Genomic DNA, 13,581 nt, shown 5'->3' with positions numbered 1-13,581 from the left:
ACTGGTCTCATCAGCACCGAGGCACCCGCGCGATAGACAATAGGGCCATGAGCGACTCCATCAGCACCGGCGCACTAGAGGCGCTAGTGGCCAAGCAGGCCATTACCGAGGTGATCTACGGCTATTGCCGAGCACTCGACCGAATGGACAAGGACGCGGCCTACGAGGTGTGGCACGCCGACGGAACCGCCGACTACGGCGAGGACATCTTCAAGGGAACCGGCCGAAGGTTCGTGGACTGGGTGTGGACGGCCCACGCCGCCATGTCCACCCACAGCCATCAGATCACCAACGTGTTGATCCAGGTGGACGGCAGCCGAGCCGCCAGCGAGGCCTATGTGACCGTTGCGCTGCGGACGCTGCCCTTCGGGGACGCGGCCGAGGTGGCCGATATCTTTGCGCGCGGCCGCTACCTAGACCAGTGGTCCAGGCGTGATGGCAGATGGGCCATCGATCACCGGGATTTCATCACCGACCACTCCGTTACCGTGCCCAACTCCAATCCCGACTCCCACGATCCCCGGTCGATCCGCGGCCCAGAAGACCTCTCTGTCGCCTTGTTCGGCTAATGGCTGAAACGCTTTCGGCAGACGTAGCGTACCGACAAGTTGAAACGATATAGCGAATCGATATAATCGCGAGTCCATGTTGGATCTCGCGGTGCTCGGACTGCTGAAGGAGGGCGACCTCCACGGCTATGAGCTGAACAAGCGGCTCAAGTCGCTGGTCGGCGGATACTCCACCTCTTTCGGCGCACTGTACCCCGCCTTGGCCCGGCTTGAGCGGCGCGGTTGGGTGAGCTCGGACGCGGTGGCCCCGGACCTCATCGCCGACGAGCAGACTTCTGAGGGCCACGCTCGTCGCAGCCGGAAGCGCAGCACCAAGTCCAAATCAGGGCGGACCCGCAAGGTGTACCACATCACCGAGGCGGGCGAGTTCTACCTGTTGGAGCTGCTCCAAGAAGACGCCAACAACGAGCGCCGATTCCGCTTGCAGCTGGCCTTCTGCCGTTTCTTGCCCTCCGACCGGCGGCTGGCGCTGTTCGAGTTGCGCCGGGCCCATTTGGTCAGCCTGCAAGCCATGGCCCGCCGCGACCCCGTGCAATCCACCGATCCCTATGTGCGCTCCTTGTTCCAGAGAGACCAGGAGCGCCTTGTACACGACTTGGCCTGGCTCGACCGGCTGATCGCCGACGAGCGCAACAACCGGACGAGTCCCGAATCAAGCGACCGATGATCAAAACAGATCGATCCGACTTCCCCCAGGGAGGGCAATCACAATGAGCAATCCCATCCGAATCGCCATCGCCGGTATCGGCAACTGCGCCAGCTCTTTGGTGCAGGGGCTGTACTACTACGCCGACGCCGAGCCCGACGACCATGTTCCCGGCCTCATGCACGTGGTGCTCGGGGGCTACCACATCAACGACGTCGAGCCGGTGGCGGCTTTCGACGTGGACGCCTCCAAGGTCGGGCTGGATCTGGGCAAGGCCATCGCCGCCGCTCCCAACAACACCGTGCAGTTCTGCGATGTTCCCGAGCTGGGAGTGCGGGTGCAGCGGGCCCCCACCTTCGACGGATTCGGCGAGTTCTACCGGACCCAGTGCGAGGAGTCCCCGGCTGCGCCGGTGGACGTGGCCGAGGCCCTGCGGGAGTCCGGGGCCGACGTGCTCATCTCCTATCTGCCGGTGGGCTCTGAGGAGGCCCAGCGCTACTACGCCGAGTGCTGCCTAGAAGCCGGTGTGGCCTTTGTTAACGCCATCCCGGTGTTCATTGCCTCTGATCCAGAGTGGGCCCAGCGCTTCAGTGACGCCGGTGTGCCGGTGGTGGGCGACGACATCAAGAGCCAGGTGGGAGCCACCATCGTACACCGCACCCTGGCCCGGCTCTACGAAGATCGCGGGGTGGAGCTCGACCGCACCTACCAGCTCAACTTCGGCGGGAACATGGACTTCATGAACATGCTGGAGCGCTCCCGGCTGGTGTCCAAGAAAATCTCCAAAACCCAGTCGGTAACCAGCCAGCTCGACAAGGGCATCGCCGCCGATGACGTACACATCGGCCCCAGCGACCACGTCCCCTGGCTGAACGACCGCAAGTGGGCCCACATCCGCCTCGAGGGCCGGGGCTTCGGCGACGTGCCCCTCAACATCGACCTCAAGCTGGAAGTGGTGGACTCCCCCAACTCCGCCGGCGTCATCATCGACGCCCTGCGCTGCGCCAAGCTCGGCTTGGACCACGGCATCGGCGGCCCCCTGCTCGGCCCCTCGGCCTACTTCATGAAGAGCCCCCCCATCCAGTACCGCGACGAGGCCGCCCGCGAGATGGTCGAGGCCTACGCCCGCGGCGAAGTCAGCTAGAACGCCACCGCAACAAGTGGTTACGGGCCTCTTCCGGGGTGTGGGGGCCGGAGTCGAGGCGGTGGCGGCGGAGTTCTTCCACGGCTGCGCCCACATTGGGGCCGGGATCGAGGCTGAGCAGGGCCATGATCTCCTGGCCGTCGAGCACGGGAGGCCCGAGTAGGTCGGGCTCGGCTTCCAACAGGGCGGCCACATCGGCGGCCAGCGTGCCCAATGCGCCCAAGACCGACGCCACAGCCAGTGCTTGATCTAGGTGAGATCCGGCGTCGACCACCCAGCGCCGCAGCAGGGGCAGGGTTCGGGGCGGCTGGCCGACAGCCTGGTGAGCCGCAGACAAAACCGCGGACACTGCCCGGCTGACCGCGGTGGTCGCCCGCCGCTCTGACAACACGGCCTGCACTTCGGCGGGGGTTCCCACGTCGGCCAATAGCACGGCTAGGCGGGGGATCGGATCATCACCAGCCCGCTCAAGGCGCCCCAATGCAGCATTGCCGTCGGTCACTGGGCCCAGAACTCGCTCGGCAACACCGGTCTCGAACACCAATCCAAACCCGGGCACCGGGTTGGGCAGGGCCAAGAGCCGATCTAGCTCATCGCGTATCCGCTCGTCAGCCACGATGGCGAGACGGTCGGCCATCACCTTCATGGCGGCCACCAGCGGCGGCTCAGCAGTCAGCTCGAACTGGGCCGTGAACCGGGCCGCCCGCAGCATGCGCAAGGGGTCGTCGCTGAAGGTTTCCGCGGGGTCCAGGGGAGTGAGGAGGCGGCGGGCGGCCAAGTCGTCTGCCCCACCGAAGGGGTCGATCAGCTCCCCGTCGGGCAGTTCGACGGCCATGGCATTGATGGTGAAGTCGCGGCGGGAGAGGTCGGCCTCAATGGCATCGGCGAAGGCCACGTCGGGCTTGCGGGAGTCGGGCAAGTACCGCTCGGTGCGGTGGGTGGTGATCTCCACCCGGCGATCGCCCCGGCGGGCGCCGATGGTGCCGAATCGCTCCCCTTGGGTCCACAGGGTGTCGGCCCAGCCCTCCAAGATCGACTTCACCGCGGTCGGCTGGGCATCGGTGGTGAGATCGAGGTCCAAAGCTGTGTCCAGCGGCAGGCCCAGCATCGCATCGCGCACAATTCCGCCCACCAGATAGATCCGGTAACCAGCGGCAACAAATAGCTCGGCCAGCTCGCGGGCTTCGTCACGAACAGGCGCCAAACGTTCCAGGCTCACGGCAACAACGCAGCCGCCGCGGCCGCCACCTCCGCACCCGGCCCTCCGCCTGTAGCCGCTTCCGGTCGCCAGGTCACACCGGCCAAGACGGCCACTGCGGCCCCGGCGCAATCGGCCAGCGCGTCCAAGTCGTACCCGCCCTCTAGAAAAGCAACGCGCCGGCCCGGCGGCACCACATCGATGATCGCGCTGGTGAGGTCGGCGAAATCCCCGGCGGCCAACCCCAGGCTGGTCAGCGGATCGGCCCGATGGGCGTCGAATCCGGCCGACAGCACCAGCCACCCAGGATCGAATTCCTCCACCGCGGGCAGCACGGCATCATCCCAGCCCTGGCGATACGCGTCGCCGGTGGCCCCTGCGGGCATGGGCAGGTTGATGGTGGTGCCCGCCCCGGCCCCCTCTCCCCGCTCCAACAGCCCGCCGGTGCCCGGATAAAGCGGGTACTGGTGCCACGACACGAACATCACCCGGTTGTCCTCCCAGAACACGTCCTGGGTGCCGTTGCCGTGGTGGGCGTCGTAGTCCACCACCAGCACCCGCTCGCCCCGGTCGGCCAGCGCCTGGGCGCAGACCGCCGCGCTGTTGAACATGCAGAAACCCATCGACCGCGCCGGCGTGGCGTGGTGGCCCGGCGGGCGCACCGCGCAGAACGCGGCATCGGCCTCCCCGCCGTCCAAGCATTCGATGGCCGCCAGACCTGCCCCTGCGGCCAGGCGAGCCGCCGTCTCCGATTCGGCGGACAGCACCGTGTCGGGGTCGAGCCGGCCACCACCGTCTTGTGCTACCCGACGCACCGAGTCGAGCACCGCTGGATCGTGGACGGCCAACAGCTCGGCATCGGTGGCCAACCGGGGCTCGGTCGGAACCAGGGCATCGGCCAGTCCCGCCTGCTGCACTCCGTCGATGACGGCGCTCAGCCGGGCCGGCCGCTCCGGGTGGGAGCGCCCGGTGTCGTGGTCGAGAAAGCGCTCGTCGGTGATCCACAGAACCGACACGGCCCCACGGTACCCCGCTGCCCCAGCCTCCCCCTCAAATATCCATGAAGGGCCATCGTTCCTACACACCACTAGCCTCGCTGAGATGTTGGGCCGACGGTCGGAGGTGCTCCGGCTCGGGGGAGATCGCCTGCGGCTTAGGCCCTGGGCCGGCGAGGCCGGGACTGGCCTGCTCATACAGCTGACTCCCGGCTCGGCGGTGTCCGATGATGCCACAGCCGCGGCGGTTGAGTCCGCGATTTCCCGGGGCTACCACCGGCTGAGAACCTCAGCGCTGTCGCACATCGAATCGGAGCCGTTCCTGCGGGCCGGTTTCAAGCCGTGTCGGCAGCTCGCCTTGTTGACCCGTCCCATCCAAAACCGCCTCCCCGGTATCACCGGCAACATCGCCATCCGAAAGGCTCGCCGCCGCGACCACCCAGCGGTACTGGCCATAGACCGCGATGCTTTCGAGCCCTTTTGGCAATTCGACCGACATGGGTTGCACGACGCCCTGCGGGCCACCCATTTCCGACGTTTTCGGGTCGCCTGCAAAGACAACGACACAGGGCTGGCCGGGTACGCCATCTGTGGGCGCAGCGGCCCTGTCGGCTATCTCCAGCGCTTGGCCATCTCTCCCAACCAGCAGGGCCAAGGCGCCGGGGCCTTCCTGGTGATCGACGGGCTGAAGTGGATGGCCCGCTGGGGCGTTGCCCAAGCCTGGGTCAACACTCCCCAGAACAACACGGGGGCGCTGCGCCTGTATGAGCGGCTGGGCTTCGAGCAGGTCCCCCCCGGCCTGCAAGTTCTGGAGGCAGTCCTTGCGCCCTGAGCCCCGATCGGGCCGCCGAATCTGGGCCCATGGCCTGATGATGGCTGTGGTGCTCGTTGCCGCTCCCGCCATCGCGCTTCCGGCGGCATCGGCCCAGGACGACGACGGCTCCTCGGCACAAGCCACTCCCGCCATCGAGCTGGTCGGCCAGAGCATGTGGCTCGCCGCTGAGGATTCCTTCCAGATCTCCTTCCGGCTCCTCGATGCTCCGGGTGAATCCACCGTTGACATCATCATCGGGGTGCCCGTCCGGTCTCGCTCCGCTTTCCTGGATCGGCTGGCCGAGCCCTCCACCGGGCTGGTTCTGCACCAGATTTCCCGGTTGGCCGTCCCCGAGCCTGATGCCAACGGGGTCGCGTCGCTGCAAATCGCCACTACCAGCAGCGAAGGGCGGGAAGAGGATGGACCGCTGCTCTCACTGCCAGCCGAAGGGGTGTATCCGGTGAGCCTTGTTCTTCGGGGTTCCAACGGCATTCGACTCCACACCATCAACACTGTTGTGGTCCGCACCCCTCCGCCTGACTCCAACCAGCCCCCCCTGCTGGTGGGCACTGTGCTGTCGGTGAGCGGGGCCCCAGCGGTCGACCCCGGAGGCAACGTGGATCTGGGGCCCGCTGGCCCGAGCCTGCAAGCGCTGGCCGATGTCCTCGACCCCCGGGTTCGCCCCCATCTCCTGGCCACAGTCGCGCTCGACCCTCACCTGATCGACGCCCTGGCCATCAGCGATCAACCCGAGCACGCCCAATTGCTGGCCCGACTCCAGCAAGCCACGATCAACCGTCCGATTGCCAGCAACACCTACGTCCCCCTGGACAGCGACGCGTGGATCGGCCAAGACCTCAGTCTCGAGATCGGCTGGCAGATCGAGGCAGGGGCGGCGGTGCTGGACGAGCATCTCGGCTCTCAACCCGATCGCACCATCATGGTGCTGACAACGTCGGCCTCCCCTGAGTTGCTCCAACGGCTCCAACGAGAACAGGTGGAGCTGGTGCTGGTTCCCGACTCCCTGCTCCATCCGGCTGATGAACTGGTCAGCACATCGGCAAGAACGTCGTTCCTGCTGCCCGCATTCGACCAACCGGCTCAAGCGGTGGCTATCGACGGCAGCGCGACCGCCCACTTCACCCGGTCCAGCAGTGCCGACGCCGCGCCCTATCTGGTGCTGGCCGATCTGGCCGTCCGCTGGTTTGAAGACCCCCAGAGGCTCCGGGGGGTCGTTCTAGCGCCACCCCTGGCCTCGCTGCCGGACTCGACCGGGCTGGGGGTGCTGCTAGACGAGATCAGCGCCAGCCCCATCCTTTCGCCCATCGACCCCGCCGCCATTGTTGAGAGGCTCGAGCCCGACACCCTCCGAGAAGTGCGCCCCGCCGAGGAGAACGGATTCGGGGAGGACTACAAGGCCGCCTTGAGCGACGGGCAGCGCATCGCCCGGTCGTACCAGAACATGGTTGACCCGATAGCCACCGTGGGCACCCCCGAGCGGCGGTTGATTGAGACCTTGGAGCGGGCACTGCTGCTGTCGGGCGCCTATGGCCTGACCGAGACCCAGCGAGATGCCTATCTGGCCGTGGTGGCCCAGACCGTGCGCGACACTGTGGCTGCCATCCAGCCTCCGAGCCAGCAGCGGATCACCCTGACCAGCCGGTCGGGAAGCATTCCGATGCTCATTCGCAACAGCCTCGACCACGATGTCATCGTTCGCTTGGACCTCAACAGCGACAAACTGGACTTCCCCGACGGGGATTCCCGGCTCTGGCGGCTGTATCCCGGCGTCAACCAGGTCCAGGTAGCGGTGCGGGCCAAGACCTCGGGCGACGCCGTGTTGGAGATCAGGGTAAACTCCCCCACCGGCCTGCTGGCTCTAGGCGAATCCCAGCTGACGGTGCGGGCAACCTCTTTGTCGGGCACCGGGGTGGGGATCGCGGCGGCCGCACTGGCCATCTTGACGGTGTGGTGGGCTCGAAGCTGGTGGTCTCGCCATCGCCCCGCAACCGCGCTTGCCGACAGCGACGGCGATAGACCTCCGAGCGAACCGTCGAGGCCGCCCGGCTTCAACTCCTCCAAGTAGGGTCGAGACATGACCGTTCGCATCGTGACCGACAGTTCTTGCGATCTCAGCGCCGCTGAAATCGAGCGTTTCAAGATCACCGTGGTCCCCCTCACCATCCGCTTCGGCGACGAGGAGTTCACCGACGGCCAAGGCCTTTCGGCTGAAGGCTTCTACAAGATGATGGCGGCCCGCGGCGATCTGCCCTCAACTGCCGCCCCCGCACCGGGTGCTTTTGAGGCTGTGTTCCGAAGTCTCGCCGACCGAGGCGCCGACGCAGTGGTGTGCATCAACCTGTCGTTCGCACTGTCGGCCACCGGGGAGTCGGCCCAGAATGCGGCCCGGGCCCTAGAGGGCGAGGTGGACGTGAGGGTGGTGGACTCCGGCAAGGTTTCAGTGGGCCTGGGCCTCATGGTGAAGGCGGCAGCCATCGCCGCCGAGGCCGGGCGGAGTGCCGATGAGATTGAAGCCCATCTGGCTCAGCTCAAAGACCGGGTGATCATCTATGCCGCACTGGACACCCTTGACAATCTCAAGAAAGGCGGGCGCATCGGCACCGCCCAGGCCCTTTTGGGCAGCGCCCTGTCCATCAAGCCCTGCCTCGATCTCACTACCGGCGTCGTTGAAGAGGCCGGCAAGCAGCGAACCCGGGGCAAAGCCCGCGCCTGGCTGGCCAAACAGGTGGCCGCCGCCGGTGAGTTGGAGGAATTGGCCCTGGCTCACGGCGCGGCCGACGACATCGACGCGTTCGCGGCCAGCCTGGGCGACGCCCCCGCCCACAACCCCATGACGGTGACCCTCATCGGCCCGGTGGTAGGCACCCACGCCGGGCCTGGGGTTATCGCCGCCGCCTTTATTCCCGCCCCCTAAGTACGTCTTGGCCCGCAGAAAACGCCATCGGTAACCTTCGGGCCGTGTCGGAGTTCCTCCGCGACTACCTCCTTGTCGTCTTGTTCGTTGCGCTGGCCGGCGCGTTGGTGTTCGGTATGCTGGGGCTCGGAAGCCTGCTGCGGCCCACCCGCCCGCAACCCCAGAAGTACCTCACCTACGAGAGCGGCGTCGATCCCGTGGGGCTGGGCTGGTCGCAGAGCAACATCCGGTACTACGTGTTCGCCCTTCTCTTTGTGATGTTCGACGTCGAGGCGGTGTTCATCTTCCCGTGGGCCACCCGGCTGGAGGCCTACGGCACATTCGGACTGGTCGAGATGGCCATCTTCATCTTCATACTCGCCCTGGGCTTGGTGTACGCCTGGCGGAAGGGCGTTCTCCGGTGGATCTAGAGCCCACATTGCGATTGAGCGGCCAATCCACGCCCGGCTACGCAGCGACGCGCCCCGGGAGTTAGGCAATGGGACTGGTCGCCAGTGGGAAGGCTCCAAAACCCCTTACCATGCTGCTCAATCTCGGGCGGAAGTACTCCATCTGGATGTACCAGTGGGGCCTGGCCTGCTGCGCCATCGAGATGGGCGCGGTGATCGGCTCCCCCCGCTACGACGTCATGCGCCTCGGCGTGATCCCGTTTCCCGCCAGCCCCCGCCAAGCCGACCTGGTGGTGATCTCGGGCACGGTCACCGACAAGATGGTCCCTTCGATCCTCCGCCTCTACGAGCAGATGCCCGACCCCAAATACGTGATCTCCATGGGCTCCTGCGCCAACTGCGGAGGCCCCTACTGGGACTCCTATTCGGTGACCAAGGGCGTCGACCAGATCATCCCGGTGGATGTGTACGTGCCCGGCTGTCCACCTCGTCCTGAGGCCTTGCTGGAGGGCATCGTCCTGCTCCAAGAGCGCATCGGCAACGAGGATCCGGCATTGCGGTGGCGAGGTGACCCGATTGTCGTCGACTGAGACCGAAGCGGCTGTCGATGCCGGACAACGGTCCGACCAGAGCCGGGAAGCCTGGGCTGCCCAGCTGGGCGACGCGCTGGGCGACGGCTACGTGGAACACCACATCATTCCGGGCAGCGACCTGTGGGTGCGGGTCAGCCGGGACTCATGGGCCGATGCAGCCGCCGCCGCCCGCGACCAACTCGGCTGCCGGTTCTTCGACTGGCTGTCGGCCATCGACTGGCTGCCCTCCCCCTACGGGCGGGACATGGACGCCCAAGAGGACAACCCCCAGCCCAAGGCAGCCGACCCCATAGAGCAGGGCCACGCCGGGGGCCAGACTCGGCTCCAGATGGTGGTCCGCCTCTACTCCCTGGCCGAGCGCATGGGCGTCACCATCAAGGCCGACCTGCCCAATGACGACCTCAGCATCGACACCTTGATCCCGGTGTACGCCGGGGCCAACTGGCATGAGCGGGAGGCCTGGGAGATGTTCGGGATCCACTTCAACGGCCACCCCGACCTCCGCCACATCTATCTGCCCGGAGAGTTCGAGGGGAACCCCCTCCGCAAGGACTTCCCACTGCTCGCCCGGCGGGTGAAACCGTGGCCTGGCATCGTGGACGTGGAGTTGTTCCCCGGCGAGGACGGCTCATGACCGCCGCGAGCACCGACCGGCGCCAGCAATTGGCCTACGTGGCCACCCAAGCCGCAGATGCCCGCCTCAACGTGGAGATCGAGACCGAGGGCATGACCCTCAACATCGGCCCCCAGCACCCGGCCACCCACGGAACGCTCCGGCTGGTGGCCCGCCTCGACGGCGAGCAGGTGGTGGAGGCCGAGCCCATCATGGGCTACATGCACCGGGGCTACGAGAAGCTGGCCGAGGTGCGGACCTACCCCCAGATAACCACGCTCATAAACCGCATCGATTGGCTGGGGAGCTTCGCCAACGAGGTGCCGTTCATCCTGGCCGCCGAGAAGCTCATGGAGGTCGAAGCCCCGCCTCGAGCCCAATGGATCCGCACGGTGCTGTTCGAGCTGAGCCGGATCGCCAACATCACCCTGTTCTTGGGCGACATGGCGGTTCAGCTCGGGGCCATCACCCCGGTGTTCATGGCCTTTCGCGACCGCGAGTTTGTGCTCAACCAGATCGAGGCCGTCACCGGTGGACGCTTCCATCCCAACTTCGACCGCATCGGCGGCGTCAAAGACGACCTGCCCAAGGGCTGGATCGACGACACCAAGAAGACCATGGAGAAGATCCGGGACTTCTGCGACGAGTTCGAGGATTTGGTGCTGGGCAACGAGATCTTCCAATCCCGCTCCCGGGGCATCGGCATCGTGCCCCCGGCCATCGGCCTCTCCTACGGGCTGTCGGGGGCCAATATCCGGGCCAGCGGGGTTGACTGGGATCTGCGCCGCGACGGCCATGAGGCCCTGGTCTACGACCAGCTCGACTGGAAGGTGTGGACCCACCCCGACGGCGATTCCTTCGCCCGCTACTGGGTGCGGCTCCAGGAGACCCGGGAGGCCACCCACATGGTGGACCAGCTCTTGGACGGGCTTCCCGCCGGGCCGATCATGGCCAAGGTGCCCCGCATCATCAAGGTGCCGGCGGGAGAGGCCTACGCCGCCACCGAGAACCCGCTGGGCGAGATGGGCTACTACATCGTCAGCAAGGGCGATCTGGTGCCATTCCGGGTTAAGATCCGATCGGCCAGCTTCTCCAACATCTCCATCACCCCGTGGCTGCTGAAGGGCGTTTACGTGCCCGACATCATCACGATCTTGGCCAGCCTGTACTTCATCCTGGGAGACATCGACCGATGACCGCAGGCCGACGACCCAAAACCGAGGCGCTTCGATGACCGCGGCACCGGTGTTGTCCGGCCTGCTGGCCGTAGAGGTGCCCTATTGGGCGACGGCCATCATCAAGATGGGCGTGATCGCCCTGGTAATCCCCACCGCCGCTCTGGTGCTGGGCTATGTGTTCCTGCTGAAGGTAATGAGCTTCATGCAGAGCCGCCTGGGCCCCATGGAGGCCGGCCCCTACGGCACCTTGCAGCTTTTGGCCGACGGCGTGAAGTTCTTGCAGAAAGAGGACATCTTCCCGGAGAAGGCCGACCGAACGGTGTTCGCCCTGGCGCCGCTGGTGGTGCTGATCTCCACGTTCTTGATCTACGTGGTCATCCCCACCGGCCCCGACGCGGTGGTGGCCCAGTTGGACGTGGGCATATTCTACGCCCTGGCGGTGTCGTCGCTGTCGGTGGTGGGCATTTTGATGGCGGGGTGGGCGTCGGCCAACAAGTACGCCCTCATGGGCGGTCTGCGGGCGGCCGGCCAGCTCATCGCCTACGAGCTCCCGCTGGTGCTGGCGGTCATGGGCGTGGTCATCCAAGCCGGCACCCTCGACCTGCAAAAGATCGTCGCCGCCCAAGCCACCGGGGAGATCTTCGGCTGGGACGGCATCGGCAACCCGTTCATCCTCACCCAGTTCGTGGGCTTCTTCATCTTCCTGGTGGCCGTGCAGGCCGAGCTCACCCAGCCCCCGTTCGACATGCCGGTGGCCGAATCCGAGATCGTGGGCGGCTACCAGGTGGAGTACACCGGCTTTCGGTTCCTGTTCTTCTTCATGGGCGAGTTCGGCACCGCCTTCGCCTTCGCCGCGCTGGCCGCGGTCTTGTTCTTGGGCGGCTGGGCGCTGCCGTGGGGCGACCTCGAGCACTGGGCGTTCAACATCGCCGGGCCGGTCATCATGCTGGTGAAGGTGCTGGCCGTTGCCGCGCTGATCTTCTGGTTCCGCTTCACCTATCCGCGCCTGAGAGAGGATCAGCTCCAGCGCCTAGCCTGGAAGTTCCTGATCCCGTTGTCACTGGTCAACATCGTTGTCACCGGTGTGTTCAAGGTCATTTTGTAGGAGTTTGCCATGGCACTGGTACCAGGATTGATCACGGGGCTGAAGGTCACCGCCCGAACGATGTTTCGAACCCTGTTCGGCGACGGCCCCCCGGTGGTCCCCGCCCCATCCAAGCACTCCCACACCGTGCAGTACCCCCACATAAAGGAGATGCCCGCCGACCGGGCCCGGGGGGTGATCGCGCTCCACGAGGAGAACTGCACCGCCTGCATGCTGTGCGCCCGGGAGTGCCCCGACTGGTGCATCTACATCGAGGGCCACAAGTACCTGGCCCCTCCCCGCCGGGAGGGGGGCAAGCCCCGCCAGAAGAACGCCCTCGACCGCTTCGACATCGACTACAGCCTGTGCATGTACTGCGGCATCTGCGTGGAGGTGTGCCCGTTCGAGGCGCTGTTCTGGAGCCCCGAGTACGAGTACTCCGAGCCCCGCATCGCCGACCTCCTCCACGACAAGGAGCGCCTCAGCGAGTGGATGGACACCGTTCCCGACTTCGAGCCCTATGAGCCCGGTTCCGAGCAGAAGGTGTTGAAGGTTCCCCGGTGATCGCCGAGCACGTCGCCTTCGGGATCATCGCCGCGGTGATGGTGGCCTCCGCCCTGCGGGTGGTGACCACCCGCGACATCGTTCACGCCGCCCTGTATCTGGTGATCGTGCTGGCCGGGGTGGCCGCCCTGTTCCTGCTGGTGGGCGCCGAGTTCACCGGCATAACCCAGGTGCTCATCTACATCGGCGCGGTGATCGTGCTGTTCTTGTTCGGCATAATGCTCACCCGGTCCGACTTCGACCAGGACACCGAGCCCGATCACAAGCGCAAGTTCCCTGCGATTTTGACCGCCCTTTTGCTTTCGGCCGTGATGATCGGCGCGCTGGTGGACCGATTCGAAGATGTGAAGCTCGATGCCAACCTGCCCGGCGGCCTGACCCCCCAGACCACCGCGCAGGTGTCCGACGAGCTCTTCTCCCAGTACATCGTGCCCTTCGAAGCGGTGTCGGTGCTGTTGTTGGCCGCCCTCATCGGCGCCATCGTGATCGCCCGACGAGAGGAGGGCGGCTGATGCTCCTTTCTGCGAATCACGGGACTTCCGCAAAGGGACACCGCTGATGTATCTCAACGAGATGCTCCTTTTGGGCGCGGTGTTGTTCTGCATCGGGGTCTACGGCGTGCTGGCCCGCCGCAACGGGGTGCTGGTGCTCATGTCCATCGAGCTCATTTTGAACGCGGTGAACATCAACCTGGTGGCCTTCGGGGCGTTCCACGGCACGGTCACGGGGCAGATCTTCGCCCTGTTCGTGATCACCGTGGCCGCCGCCGAAGTGGGCGTCGGCCTGGCCATCGTGCTGCTGCTGTACCGGAACCGGCGATCCATCGACTTGGACCAGGTCGATCTGATGAAGGGGTGAT

The 13,581-nt window shown here is 66.1% G+C and carries 16 protein-coding genes; 14 read left to right on the top strand and 2 right to left on the bottom strand.

The features are described from left to right. Positions 1-47 precede the first annotated feature (47 nt). From ACOGXA_RS15210 to ACOGXA_RS15200, 3 genes are all read left to right on the top strand, one after another. Entirely contained in the window at positions 48-569 is a 522-nt protein-coding gene (locus ACOGXA_RS15210; protein ID WP_419924695.1) for a nuclear transport factor 2 family protein, read from the top strand. A gap of 76 nt (positions 570-645) precedes the next feature. Further along, entirely contained in the window at positions 646-1,236 is a 591-nt protein-coding gene (locus tag ACOGXA_RS15205; protein WP_419924694.1) for a PadR family transcriptional regulator, read from the top strand. Positions 1,237-1,279: 43 nt separating this feature from the next. After that, positions 1,280-2,359, top strand: coding sequence for an inositol-3-phosphate synthase (locus ACOGXA_RS15200; RefSeq protein WP_419924693.1), 1,080 nt, complete (start codon positions 1,280-1,282; stop codon positions 2,357-2,359). On the opposite strand, the gene ACOGXA_RS15195 is transcribed toward ACOGXA_RS15200, so the two are convergent. Further along, positions 2,352-3,563 (bottom strand): CCA tRNA nucleotidyltransferase, encoded by a 1,212-nt coding sequence (locus ACOGXA_RS15195; RefSeq protein ID WP_419924692.1) that lies wholly within the window; start codon positions 3,561-3,563, stop codon positions 2,352-2,354. The two genes, ACOGXA_RS15200 and ACOGXA_RS15195, sit on opposite strands and share 8 nt — an antisense overlap. A gap of 11 nt (positions 3,564-3,574) precedes the next feature. Further along, the gene (locus ACOGXA_RS15190) at positions 3,575-4,573 is read right to left on the bottom strand and encodes a histone deacetylase (RefSeq protein ID WP_419924691.1); all 999 of its coding nucleotides are present in this window, start codon (positions 4,571-4,573) and stop codon (positions 3,575-3,577) included. Between the two features lie 85 nt (positions 4,574-4,658). Here ACOGXA_RS15190 and ACOGXA_RS15185 point away from each other — a divergent pair, with 85 nt between their 5' ends. The 11 genes from ACOGXA_RS15185 (at position 4,659) to nuoK (ending at position 13,580) form a co-directional block, all read left to right on the top strand. After that, positions 4,659-5,384 (top strand): GNAT family N-acetyltransferase, encoded by a 726-nt coding sequence (locus tag ACOGXA_RS15185; RefSeq protein WP_419924690.1) that lies wholly within the window; start codon positions 4,659-4,661, stop codon positions 5,382-5,384. Positions 5,385-5,421: 37 nt separating this feature from the next. Continuing rightward, a complete protein-coding gene (locus ACOGXA_RS15180) occupies positions 5,422-7,452 on the top strand; it encodes a DUF6049 family protein (protein WP_419924689.1) in 2,031 nt (676 codons plus the stop codon). Between the two features lie 9 nt (positions 7,453-7,461). Next, the gene (locus ACOGXA_RS15175) at positions 7,462-8,301 is read left to right on the top strand and encodes a DegV family protein (protein ID WP_419924688.1); all 840 of its coding nucleotides are present in this window, start codon (positions 7,462-7,464) and stop codon (positions 8,299-8,301) included. 44 nt (positions 8,302-8,345) lie between these two features. Further along, entirely contained in the window at positions 8,346-8,711 is a 366-nt protein-coding gene (locus tag ACOGXA_RS15170; protein WP_419924687.1) for an NADH-quinone oxidoreductase subunit A, read from the top strand. A 68-nt stretch (positions 8,712-8,779) separates the two neighbouring features. Continuing rightward, positions 8,780-9,280: an NADH-quinone oxidoreductase subunit B gene (locus ACOGXA_RS15165; RefSeq protein WP_419924686.1), complete on the top strand. Its 501-nt coding sequence runs from the start codon at positions 8,780-8,782 to the stop codon at positions 9,278-9,280. Next, positions 9,258-9,917, top strand: a complete 660-nt coding sequence (locus ACOGXA_RS15160; RefSeq protein WP_419924685.1) for an NADH-quinone oxidoreductase subunit C — start codon at positions 9,258-9,260, stop codon at positions 9,915-9,917. The genes ACOGXA_RS15165 and ACOGXA_RS15160 overlap by 23 nt, the downstream gene beginning before the upstream one ends. A gap of 92 nt (positions 9,918-10,009) precedes the next feature. Continuing rightward, entirely contained in the window at positions 10,010-11,092 is a 1,083-nt protein-coding gene (locus tag ACOGXA_RS15155) for an NADH-quinone oxidoreductase subunit D (RefSeq protein WP_419926995.1), read from the top strand. A 34-nt stretch (positions 11,093-11,126) separates the two neighbouring features. Beyond that, positions 11,127-12,179: an NADH-quinone oxidoreductase subunit NuoH gene (nuoH, locus tag ACOGXA_RS15150; protein WP_419924684.1), complete on the top strand. Its 1,053-nt coding sequence runs from the start codon at positions 11,127-11,129 to the stop codon at positions 12,177-12,179. A 9-nt stretch (positions 12,180-12,188) separates the two neighbouring features. Then, on the top strand, positions 12,189-12,722 hold the full coding sequence (locus ACOGXA_RS15145; protein WP_419924683.1) for a NuoI/complex I 23 kDa subunit family protein: 534 nt from the start codon (positions 12,189-12,191) through the stop codon (positions 12,720-12,722). Then, positions 12,719-13,234: an NADH-quinone oxidoreductase subunit J gene (locus ACOGXA_RS15140; RefSeq protein WP_419924682.1), complete on the top strand. Its 516-nt coding sequence runs from the start codon at positions 12,719-12,721 to the stop codon at positions 13,232-13,234. Before ACOGXA_RS15145 ends, ACOGXA_RS15140 begins: the two co-directional genes overlap by 4 nt. A 46-nt stretch (positions 13,235-13,280) precedes the next feature. Beyond that, complete coding sequence (gene nuoK / locus ACOGXA_RS15135; protein WP_419924681.1) at positions 13,281-13,580, top strand: NADH-quinone oxidoreductase subunit NuoK; 300 nt, start codon at positions 13,281-13,283, stop codon at positions 13,578-13,580. The last annotated feature ends 1 nt before the right edge of the window (position 13,581 follow it).

This window comes from Candidatus Poriferisocius sp. (genome assembly GCF_965208475.1).
GTDB lineage: Bacteria > Actinomycetota > Acidimicrobiia > Acidimicrobiales > Bin134 > Poriferisocius.
The sequence above is the reverse complement of the archived record's forward strand: the minus strand, read 5'-3'. Positions and strand labels throughout refer to the sequence as shown.

Bases quoted from the DNA above. Each gene is read 5' to 3' on its own strand.
- ACOGXA_RS15210 (WP_419924695.1), top strand. From the start codon at position 48: ATGAGCGACTCCATCAGCACCGGCGCACTAGAGGCGCTAGTGGCCAAG.
- ACOGXA_RS15205 (WP_419924694.1), top strand. From the start codon at position 646: ATGTTGGATCTCGCGGTGCTCGGACTGCTGAAGGAGGGCGACCTCCAC.
- ACOGXA_RS15200 (WP_419924693.1), top strand. From the start codon at position 1,280: ATGAGCAATCCCATCCGAATCGCCATCGCCGGTATCGGCAACTGCGCC.
- ACOGXA_RS15185 (WP_419924690.1), top strand. From the start codon at position 4,659: ATGTTGGGCCGACGGTCGGAGGTGCTCCGGCTCGGGGGAGATCGCCTG.
- ACOGXA_RS15180 (WP_419924689.1), top strand. From the start codon at position 5,422: ATGATGGCTGTGGTGCTCGTTGCCGCTCCCGCCATCGCGCTTCCGGCG.
- ACOGXA_RS15175 (WP_419924688.1), top strand. From the start codon at position 7,462: ATGACCGTTCGCATCGTGACCGACAGTTCTTGCGATCTCAGCGCCGCT.
- ACOGXA_RS15165 (WP_419924686.1), top strand. From the start codon at position 8,780: ATGGGACTGGTCGCCAGTGGGAAGGCTCCAAAACCCCTTACCATGCTG.
- ACOGXA_RS15155 (WP_419926995.1), top strand. From the start codon at position 10,010: ATGACCCTCAACATCGGCCCCCAGCACCCGGCCACCCACGGAACGCTC.
- nuoH (WP_419924684.1), top strand. From the start codon at position 11,127: ATGACCGCGGCACCGGTGTTGTCCGGCCTGCTGGCCGTAGAGGTGCCC.
- ACOGXA_RS15145 (WP_419924683.1), top strand. From the start codon at position 12,189: ATGGCACTGGTACCAGGATTGATCACGGGGCTGAAGGTCACCGCCCGA.
- nuoK (WP_419924681.1), top strand. From the start codon at position 13,281: ATGTATCTCAACGAGATGCTCCTTTTGGGCGCGGTGTTGTTCTGCATC.